Here is an 8,337-nt window from a genome sequence, read left to right on the forward strand (position 1 = left end):
GGATCACTTGTTGAGATCGGGGTCCAGCGCCGACAGGCCCTTCAGGATGTCGATGGCATAGGCCAGCTGGTAATCCTCCAGCCGCAACTGCGCCGATTCCTCGGCCTTCGTGCGCTCTTCCTCGATCTGGCGCCGCTCGTCCTCGGTCAGGCTGTCGTTTTCGAGGCGGCCGCGCAGGTCTGCCTCGGAGCGGTTGAAATGTTCGAGCGCGGGGTTTTCCTCTTCCGCCTCGGCGGCCGCCCTGGGGTCGACCCGCGGCTGCTCGACCACGATGTCGGGCGAGACGCCGAGCGCCTGAATAGAGCGGCCCGACGGGGTATAATAGCGCGAGGTGGTCAGCCGCATTGCCGCGTCGCCCTTGAGCGGCATCACGGTCTGGACCGAGCCCTTGCCGAAGCTCTTGGTGCCGACGACGATGGCACGGCGGTGATCCTGAAGCGCACCGGCGACGATCTCCGAGGCCGAGGCCGACCCGCCGTTGATCAGCACGACGATGGGCTTGCCATCGGCCAGGTCGCCCTCGGTGGCGTTGAAGCGGTCGCCGTCCTGCGGGTTGCGCCCGCGGGTCGAGACGATCTCGCCCTTGTCGAGGAAAGCGTCGGAAACCTTGATAGCCTGAGTCAGCAGCCCGCCGGGGTTGTTGCGCAGATCGAGAACGAAACCGTTCACGTTATCCATGCCGCCCAGTTCCCCGACTGCTTCGTTCAGGCCGCTTTCGAGGTTGGGATAGGTCTGGTCGTTGAAGGTCGTCACCCGCAGGACGACCGAATCGCCCTCGGTCCGGGTGCGCACCGCCGTCAGCTTGATGGTGTCGCGGGTGATCGTCACGTCGAACGGCTCGTCCACCCCCTCGCGCACCACCGTGACGATGACATCCGAGCCGACCGGCCCGCGCATCATCTTCACCGCCTCGTCCAGCGTCAGGCCGAGCACGCTTTCCCCGTCGACATGGGTGATGAAGTCGCCCGCCTGGATGCCGGCCTCGTAGGCGGGCGTATCGTCCATCGGCGAAACGACCTTGACGAAGCCCTCCTCCTGCGTGACCTCGATGCCCAGACCGGCGAAGGAGCCGCGGGTCTGTTCGCGCATGTCGTCGGCGTCTTCGGGCACCAGATAGCTCGAATGCGGGTCGAGCGATGTCAGCATCCCGTTGATTGCCGATTCGATCAGTTCCTTCTCGTCGACCTCTTCGACATATTGCGCGCGCACACGTTCGAAAATGTCCCCGAACAGGTCGAGTTGTTCGTAGACCGAACTGTTCCGCTCGGCTTCCTGGGCGATCAGTGGCCCGGCAACCTGTGTGCTCAGCACCGCGCCGGCGAGGACTCCTCCCGCCGCGGCCATGACGAATTTCTTCATTCGGTCCTCATCCGTTTGGTCCCGTGAGGGCTCCCCCGGCCCGGTTTGCCGGCCCGCTGCCCCGCTTCGGTCCATATAAAGCGCGTTGCCGCTCCGGTTACCACCATTCTCTTGCAATTTGTGGCCGGGCGCTTCCCGGTCTGACCATCAGCACCGGCGGATCGCCCCTCCGAACGATCCGTCGCGCATCAACATAGATCCGATCCGCGGCGGCAGACACCACAAGAATGTCGCTTGCGGTTTCACCAGCCATCACGATTGCGTAGCCGGGGCAAAAGCCGTGGCTTTCTCGCCCCGCTCCGCGCGACGCCCAGGTTTGCTCAGTGGTCGATCAGGCTGCTCCCCGTCATCTCGGCCGGCAGCGGCAGCCCCATGAGTTCGAGAATGGTCGGCGCCACATCGGCAAGCTTGCCGTCATGCAGCGTCGCGCCCTCGGGCCCGTTGTAGAGAATCACCGGAACGAGGTTCGTCGTATGCGCGGTGTGCGGCCCGCCGTCCTCGGCGATCATCGTCTCGGCGTTGCCGTGATCGGCGATCACCAGCATCGCCCCGCCCACCGCGTGCAGTGCCGCGATTACCCTGGAAAGGCCCTGGTCCACAGCCTCGACCGCCTTCATCGCCGCCGCAAGAATGCCGGTATGCCCCACCATGTCGGGATTGGCGTAGTTGGTGACGATCAGGTCGTAGCGCTGTTCGATCGCTTCGACGAATTTCGCCGTCACCTCGGGCGCCGACATTTCCGGTTGCAGGTCATAGGTCGCCACCTTGGGCGATTTCGGCATGAAGCGGTCTTCGCCGGGATAGGGCGTCTCGACCCCGCCGTTGAGGAAGAAGGTGACGTGCGGATATTTTTCCGTCTCGGCCAGACGGAACTGCCGCAACCCCTGCTTCGAAACCCATTCGCCCAGCGTGTTCACGATGTCCTGCGCCGGGAAGATCACATCCATATAGCGATTGTGACGGTCGGAATATTCCACCATGCCGCAGACCGCCGCCCAGCGGGGTCGGGCCGAGGCATCGAATTCGACAAAATCCGGATCGGCAAGCGCGGCGAGGATCTCGCGCGCCCGGTCGGCGCGGAAGTTGAGAAAAAGCAGCCCGTCGCCGTCCTGCGGCCGGATATATCCGTCGATCTTCGTCGCCTTGATGAACTCGTCCGACTCGCCGCGCGCGTAGGCGGCTTCGCAGGCGGCCTGGCCGCTTGCGGCCTCGAATTCGGCCGTGCCGCTGACGATCAGGTCGAAGGCCTGCCTGACCCGTTCCCAGCGGTTGTCGCGGTCCATGGCATAATAGCGCCCGATCAGCGAGCCGACATGCGCGCCGGCGGGCAGTGCGGCCTCGAATTCGGCAAGCTGGCCGGCGGCGGATTTCGGCGGTACGTCGCGGCCATCGGTCAGGGCGTGGATCTGAACCGGAACGCCCGCCGCGGCGATGACCCGCGCCGCCGCTACGATATGGTTCTGGTGCGAATGCACGCCGCCCGGCGAAACCAGCCCCGACAGATGCGCCACGCCTCCCGTCTTCCTGAGCGTGGCAATGAATTTCTGCAATGCCGCCCGCGGGGCGAAGGACCCGTCCTCGATCGCAAGGTCGATCTGGCCAAGATCCATCGCCACCACCCTTCCGGCGCCGATATTGGTGTGCCCGACTTCGGAATTGCCCATCTGCCCGTCGGGCAGGCCGACCGAATGGCCGAAGGTGACAAGCGTCGCGTGCGGGCAAGTCGCCATCAGGTTGTCGAAAGTCGGGGTATTGCCGAGAACAGGCGCGTTGCCTTCGACCTCGGGCGGTTTGGTGCCGATGCCCCAGCCATCGAGGATGCACAGGACGACAGGTTTGGGAATGCTCATGAGAAGGCCTCCTTGGTTGGGGTCTACCTAGTGCCGGTTGAAAGGAAAGAAAACCGAAACAACCGTGCCGGGCCGACAAGTCGCGGCCGCCCCCATGCCGACAAAAGGCGACAGAACGCCGGTTGCCCGGCGCGCCCGAAGCGCTAGGTTGCAACTTGCAGGCCCGGCCGGCGAAACATCCGTCCGCGCCGGCCTGTTTTTTCGAATCTGGAGATCGCGATGCCTGCCCCGGTGAACAAGTTCAAGGCCCGTCTCAGGACGGGCGAAACCCAGATCGGCCTGTGGCTCGGCCTTGGCGAGGCGACCACGGCCGAGCTCTGCGCCGGAGCCGGCTTCGACTGGCTGGTGATCGACGGCGAGCACGGGCCGAACGGCCTGCGCGACATGCTCGATCAGCTTCGCGCGGTGGGCGAACGCAGCAGCGCGGTCGTGCGCGTGCGCGACGACAACCGTTCGGTCCTCAAGCAGATGCTCGATATCGGGGCGCAGACGCTGCTGATTCCGATGATCGAAAGCGCCGCCCAGGCCAGCGAGGCCGTCCGCTCGGTCCGCTATCCGCCCGGGGGCGTGCGCGGGGTTGGTGCCGCGCTGGCGCGGGCCTCCGATTTCAGCGCGATCCCGGATTATCTGGAAACCGCCGACGAGCAGATTTGCCTCCTGCTCCAGGTCGAGACGCTTGCCGGTGCGGCGGATATTGATGCGATTCTCGCCGTGGAGGGGGTTGACGGCATCTTTGTCGGCCCGGCCGATCTGGCTGCCGATATGGGGCATCTTGGACAGCCCGGCGCGCCAAAGGTCAGAAGGCTGGTGCGCGATCTGCTCGAACGGATCCGCCAGAGCGGCAAGGCCGCGGGAATCCTGACCTTCGACCACGATCTGGCGCGTGAATACGCCGCAATGGGGGTGGAGTTTCTTGCGGTCGGATCCGACGTCACAACCTTTCGCGACGGCCTGAAGACGTTGCGCGCGATGTTCTGATGTCAGCGACGTTGAAGAATGATCGGTATTCGCCGCCGAGAGGCGGCATGGAGGCCATTGCGCCCTGATTGAACAAGGCACCCGGGTGCGGCTCGTGCTTCATTCGAGCGGCAGCAATGCTCACATCGCCGGCTTTTGCGAACCGCAGGGCATTGTGGCCGCTGGAATGACAGGCCGACGGATCGCCTCATTCCCGGTGATAGGGGGTGCCGGCCAGTATTGATGCCGCGCGATAGATCTGTTCGGACACCATCACCCGGGCCAGCAGGTGCGGCCAGACCATGCTGCCCAGCGAAAGCGCCAGATCGGCGCGCGCGACAAGGGCGGGATCGAGCCCGTCCGCGCCGCCAATGATAAAGGCGAGGTCCTGACACCCGCTGTCCCGCCACGAGGCGAGCCGCGCGGCAAGACCGGGCGATGTCATCGTCCGGCCGCGTTCGTCGAGCGCAACCACGGTCGCGCCGCCGGGCAGGGCCCTTTCGATCAGCGCCGCCTCGCCTGCCTTGCTTCCGCCCTTGCGCTCGTCCACCTCCGTCACGGCGACCGGAGACAGACCGAACGCCCGCCCGGTGCGCCCCGCGCGGGTGCAATAGTCGGAAACGAGCTCCCGTTCGGGGCCCTGGCGCAGCCGGCCAACAGCCACGATATGAAGCCGCATCAGCCGGCGGACTGCGCCGGTCTGGTCTCTCCGACCGACATCCACATCTTTTCGAGCTGATAGAATTCGCGCACCTCGGGGCGGAACACATGCACGATCACATCGCCGGCGTCGATCAGCACCCAGTCGCCGGTTTCCTTGCCCTCGATCTTGCACAGGATGCCGGGATCCTCCTTGAGCCGTTCGACCAGCTTGTCGGAAATGGCGATCACCTGCCGCGACGACCGGCCCGAACAGACGACCATGTAATCGGCCATCTGCGATTTGCCGCGCAACCCGATCGTCACGACATCCTCGGCCTTGTCTTCGGACAGTGAGTAGAGAATCCGTTCGAGCAGCGCTTCACCGGTCGCGATCTGACCGAACTCCATCGGCGCACTCATCGGCGCCACTGCCGCCGCCCTTTGCGTGGCGGCTCCCGCATGGTGAGACAGGACATCGTCCTCCTGATAGCGCGCCGCCTGGTCCCGGCGCTGGACCTGCCCGGATGATAGCACCGCAGGCGGAACGGCTCAACGACAGCGCGCCGATTGCCGTTCAGGTGTGCCGCGGCACGTGCCGAGCGGTATCAGAATGCCGGTCAGGGCAATTCCGCAACCTGAACGATACCCGGGTTCGCGGCCTCTGACGCGGCGGGCGCTGCCAGCGCCTCGACCACAATCGCCATCAGGAGCATCGAAGCAATCAGTACAATATGAAATCTCGTATAAACCCGCTGCATCGGGCGCCTCTCCGTCATGTCAATACTCAAGGGATACGATAGGTATTAGTTATATCCATATGATTAATTCAAGGAGTGCGGCAATCTGGCGCCGACACATGCTCAAATTGCCGTGATCACGCTGAAATTTCGGGCTGCACCGCGTTGGGCGCCAGAAGACGCACCTCGCGCTGCGGGAAGGGAATCTCGATACCCGCCTCCCTGAACCGGTCCCACAGCGCCAGATAGACATCGCCGCGAACGTTGGTCAGCCCCTTGGTCGGATCGACGATCCAGAAGCGGAGCACGTAATCGACCGAACTGTCGCCGAAGCCGGTGATGTGGCAGACCGGGCTCTTGCCCTGGACAACGCGCGAGACCGACCTTGCGGCTTCGATCGCGGTGCTGCGCACCAGATAGGGATCGTTCGAATAGGCGGTACCAAATCTGATGTCGAGCCTGACGAACTCGTCCGAATGGCTCCAGTTGACCACCTGGTTGGTGATCAGATCCTCGTTGGGGATCAGGTATTCGCGCCCGTCCCGCGTCACCACCGAGACATAGCGGGCGCCGAGCGACTGGATCCAGCCGAAGGTCTCGCCCAGCGAGATCACGTCGCCGGGTTTCACTGACTTGTCCATCAGGATGATGATGCCCGACACGATGTTTGAGACGATCTTCTGCAGGCCGAAACCGATACCGACACCGATCGCCCCGGACAGGACGGTCAGCCCGCTGGGGTCGAAACCGACCGCCCTGAGCCCGAGGAAGATGGCCGAGACATAGAGGATCGCCTGCAGGATCTTGGTCAGCAGCACGCCGAGCGTGGGCGAAATATCCTTGTTGTCCTCGATCCGCCGCGTCGCCGAGTTCGACAGGAGACGCGCCGCGATCAGCAGCAGGCCGGTGATCACCAGCGCCTGAAGGATATCCAGTGCCGACAGGCGAAAGCTCTGGATCTGGATGGCGAATGCATCGAGCAGCCGCGCGGCGGCCCTGTTCAGTCCGGTGAAATAGAGCGTGGCATAGACCCACGCCATCCACGTCACCATGCGCCGGAGCAGCGGGTTGCCGATGAAGCGCGTCGCGAAACCGATGATCAGCCAGGCCACCGCGACCGTGCCGGCCAGCGCGATCAGGTAGCTGCGCGACGGGAAGAGACCCAGAACGTCGCGCATCACGAAGACCGTCGCCCAGCTCAGGATGGCGAAGGTGATCAGCGCCACCCGGCGTTGCAGCATGACCAGCACCCTGAGCTCTGACTTGCTGCGCCCGTGAAGGCCGCGAATCCACGTCCTGATGCGTTCGGCGAAGGTCAGCCGGACAAGCTGCGAGACGAGGATCAGCACCGCGATGATGCCAAGCTGCAGCAGCCGCGACGGCAGCAGCATCAGCTTCGCCGAGGTCCGCAACTGGCCGGCAAGCGCCTGCAATTCGCTCAGAATGGCCTGAATGTCCTGCTCCATAGGTGCAGGATTGCCCGCAAATCGGCAGGGGCGCAATGGCCAAGCCCTTGCGATGGCGCCCGAGTGGTTGTAGCGGAGAGGGATGGCAAAGATGATCGACATGGACGACCACGCGCGCCTGCCCTGGCGCTTTCACGGCCTCGAAGGCCGAGCGACCGCGCACCCGTGAGGGGCGGGCCGCCCTGTCGGCGGCGCCCCGTTTCCCCATGTCCGAGTCAATTACCCGACGGAGAGTTCCGACTGACCGCCCCCAAGACGCTCTACGACAAGATCTGGGATGCCCATGTCGCCGACGAGGCCGAGGACGGCACCTGCCTGCTCTATATCGACCGCCATCTGGTCCATGAAGTGACCAGCCCGCAGGCCTTCGAGGGGCTGCGCATGGCCGGCCGCAAGGTGCGCGCCCCCGAGAAGACCATCGCCGTGCCCGATCACAACGTGCCCACCACGCTCGATCGCGAAAACGGCATCGCCAACGAGGAGAGCCGCATCCAGGTCGAGGCGCTGGATACCAACGCGAAGGAATTTGGCATCAATTACTACCCGGTGAGCGATATCCGGCAGGGCATCGTTCATATCGTCGGCCCCGAACAGGGCTGGACACTGCCGGGCATGACCGTGGTCTGTGGCGACAGCCACACCGCCACGCATGGTGCCTTTGGCGCGTTGGCGCACGGCATCGGCACCTCGGAGGTCGAGCATGTTCTGGCCACCCAGACGTTGATCCAGAAAAAATCGAAAAACATGAAAGTGGAGATCGCCGGCAAGCTGCGTCCGGGCGTGACCGCCAAGGACATCACGCTCGCGGTGATCGGCCAAACCGGCACCGCCGGCGGCACCGGCCATGTGATCGAATATTGCGGCGAGGCGATCCGGGATCTGTCCATGGAAGGGCGGATGACGGTGTGCAACATGGCTATCGAGGGTGGCGCGCGCGCCGGCCTGATCGCGCCGGACGAGAAGACCTTCGACTACGTCAAGGGCCGCCCGCACGCCCCCAAGGGCGCGCAATGGGAGGCCGCGCTCGCTTGGTGGAAAACGCTTTTCACCGATGAGGGCGCGCATTTCGACAAGGTCGTGACCATCCGCGGTGAGGATATTGCCCCCGTCGTCACCTGGGGCACCAGCCCCGAGGACGTGCTGCCGATCACCGGCACGGTGCCGGCGCCGGAGGATTTCGCCGGCGGCAAGGTCGATGCCGCGCGCCGTTCACTCGACTCTATGGGCCTCAAACCCGGCACGCCGCTGACCGATATCGCCATCGACGCGGTGTTCCTCGGCTCGTGCACCAACGGCCGGATCGAGGATCTGCGCGCCGCCGCCGCA

General features: G+C 64.7%; 8 protein-coding genes. 2 read left to right on the forward strand and 6 right to left on the reverse strand.

The annotated features are described in order from the left end of the window. Positions 1-3: 3 nt before the first annotated feature. Both ACK5IR_RS08680 and gpmI read right to left on the reverse strand, forming a co-directional pair. Positions 4-1,359 carry a S41 family peptidase gene (locus ACK5IR_RS08680; protein WP_416927930.1) on the reverse strand — a complete coding sequence of 452 codons (1,356 nt, stop codon included), beginning with the start codon at positions 1,357-1,359 and terminating at the stop codon, positions 4-6. A gap of 320 nt (positions 1,360-1,679) precedes the next feature. Further along, positions 1,680-3,209 (reverse strand): 2,3-bisphosphoglycerate-independent phosphoglycerate mutase, encoded by a 1,530-nt coding sequence (gene gpmI / locus ACK5IR_RS08685; protein ID WP_416927932.1) that lies wholly within the window; start codon positions 3,207-3,209, stop codon positions 1,680-1,682. Between the two features lie 219 nt (positions 3,210-3,428). On the opposite strand from gpmI, the gene ACK5IR_RS08690 reads away from it, so the two are divergent. Continuing rightward, on the forward strand, positions 3,429-4,187 hold the full coding sequence (locus ACK5IR_RS08690) for an aldolase/citrate lyase family protein (RefSeq protein WP_416927934.1): 759 nt from the start codon (positions 3,429-3,431) through the stop codon (positions 4,185-4,187). A gap of 187 nt (positions 4,188-4,374) precedes the next feature. On the opposite strand, the gene rlmH is transcribed toward ACK5IR_RS08690, so the two are convergent. The 4 genes from rlmH to ACK5IR_RS08710 form a co-directional block, all read right to left on the reverse strand. Then, a complete protein-coding gene (gene rlmH, locus ACK5IR_RS08695) occupies positions 4,375-4,845 on the reverse strand; it encodes a 23S rRNA (pseudouridine(1915)-N(3))-methyltransferase RlmH (RefSeq protein ID WP_416927936.1) in 471 nt (156 codons plus the stop codon). Beyond that, positions 4,845-5,228: a ribosome silencing factor gene (gene rsfS / locus ACK5IR_RS08700; RefSeq protein ID WP_416927938.1), complete on the reverse strand. Its 384-nt coding sequence runs from the start codon at positions 5,226-5,228 to the stop codon at positions 4,845-4,847. The genes rlmH and rsfS overlap by 1 nt, the downstream gene beginning before the upstream one ends. A 197-nt stretch (positions 5,229-5,425) precedes the next feature. Further along, positions 5,426-5,566, reverse strand: a complete 141-nt coding sequence (locus ACK5IR_RS08705) for a hypothetical protein (RefSeq protein WP_416927940.1) — start codon at positions 5,564-5,566, stop codon at positions 5,426-5,428. A 116-nt stretch (positions 5,567-5,682) separates the two neighbouring features. Continuing rightward, on the reverse strand, positions 5,683-7,011 hold the full coding sequence (locus ACK5IR_RS08710) for a mechanosensitive ion channel family protein (protein ID WP_416927942.1): 1,329 nt from the start codon (positions 7,009-7,011) through the stop codon (positions 5,683-5,685). 240 nt (positions 7,012-7,251) lie between these two features. On the opposite strand from ACK5IR_RS08710, the gene leuC reads away from it, so the two are divergent. Continuing rightward, positions 7,252-8,337: 3-isopropylmalate dehydratase large subunit (leuC, locus tag ACK5IR_RS08715; protein ID WP_416927944.1), on the forward strand; the 1,086-nt coding region annotated here is incomplete at its 3' end.

It is taken from the genome of Tropicimonas sp. (genome assembly GCF_047971885.1).
GTDB lineage: Bacteria > Pseudomonadota > Alphaproteobacteria > Rhodobacterales > Rhodobacteraceae > Tropicimonas.